1 protein-coding gene is annotated in these 1,351 nt (G+C 67.9%); it reads right to left on the bottom strand.

What is annotated here, in order from left to right; translation table 11 throughout:
- Nucleotides 1–1,351: PAS domain S-box protein (locus PGX04_RS25060; RefSeq protein WP_273740987.1), on the bottom strand; the 1,351-nt coding region annotated here is incomplete at both ends.

Below are 1,351 nucleotides of genomic sequence, written 5' to 3'. Positions count from 1 at the left end.
GCTCGAGGCGATCGCCGTCGGCGTCGAGCTGACCGATCCAGGCGAACGAGAACCGGTCGGTGGCCGTGAGTCGATCGCAGACCGCCCGTTCGATCTCGGCACGGGTTTCCGCCTCGACCAGCGCCTGATCGAGTTCCCTGATGATCTCGTTGATCCGGTTGAGGCGGGTGAGCTGCCGGTTTCGGCGCTTGAGTTCGCGGTCCCGCTCGCGTAGCGTTCGCTCCCGTTCGACCCGGTCGAGCGCCGCTTCCGCGGTCGCCGCCAGCAGGTCGGTCAACTCCCGCGAGACGTCGTCGAACGCGTCCGACGCAGTCGACCCCACGGCGAAGACGCCGTGATCGCCGAGCGGGACGTACGCGGCGCTTCGCAGGTCGGTGCCGGGGTTCGAGAGCGACCCGGAGTCGTGAACGTCCGCGAAGAACCGACTCTCGCCGTCGATGAAGGCGCGACCCGGGATGCTGTCGTCCGTCGCCCGATGGTCACGAATCGGCCCGTGTAACCGCTCCATGCCCGGCGACGACGCGGCGGAGCGTAACACGTTCTCGTCCGTATCGAACAGGTACGCGGCGCTCGCCTCGAGATCGAGCACGTCCGTCGCGTCGTCGACGACGATGTCGGCGATCTCGCGGTCCGTTTCGGCGTACAGGAGTTCGCGAGCGGTCCGATGGAGCGCCGTCAGCGCCTCCTCCCGGCGCTTTCGCTTCGTGATGTCTCGGCAGCTGTAGAGCGTCGTCCCGCCCTGAATCGAGACCTCGCGGACGTTGACCAGCAAGGTGTGCTCGCGGCCCGCGCGGTCGGTCGCCGTACACTCGATGTTGGTCAACACGCTCGCGGACTCGAGCTCGTCGCGATCGAAGAGGTCCGGCTCGAGCAGCTCGTCGATCGTCCCCATCTCGCGGATCTCGTCGTCGGAGTAGCCGAAGATGAAGTGGACGTTCGGACAGACGTAGGTGAACGTCCCGTCGTCGTCGGTGATGAGGACGGTGTCGGTCATGTTGTTGAGCGTTACCCGGTGAAGTTCCTCCGACGCTCGCAACTCCCGCTCGAGTCGGGCCCGCTCGGTGACGTCGCTCGCCCGTGCGAGCAGCGAGACGACGTCACCGGACGCGTCGCGGACCGGCCGGACGGTCACCTCGAAGGTGGAACCGTCGGTCGGGTCGGCGGGCTCGTTCGCGGAGCCGCCCTCGTCACGTCCGGTCGCACCGGTATCATCTGCGCCCGCGCCATCGGTGCGGATCTGCGTCAGCTCTCGGTGTGCGATCTCTCCGCTCCGTGCTCGGTCGATCGCCTCCCGGAGCGCCGTTCTTCCGTCTGCGGTACACCGCCACCAGGGAAGCGCCGCGAACGGCCG

The sequence above is a fragment of the Natrinema soli genome (assembly GCF_028618695.1).
Note: the sequence above shows the minus strand (reverse complement) of the source record. Positions and strands in the feature narration are given on the sequence as shown.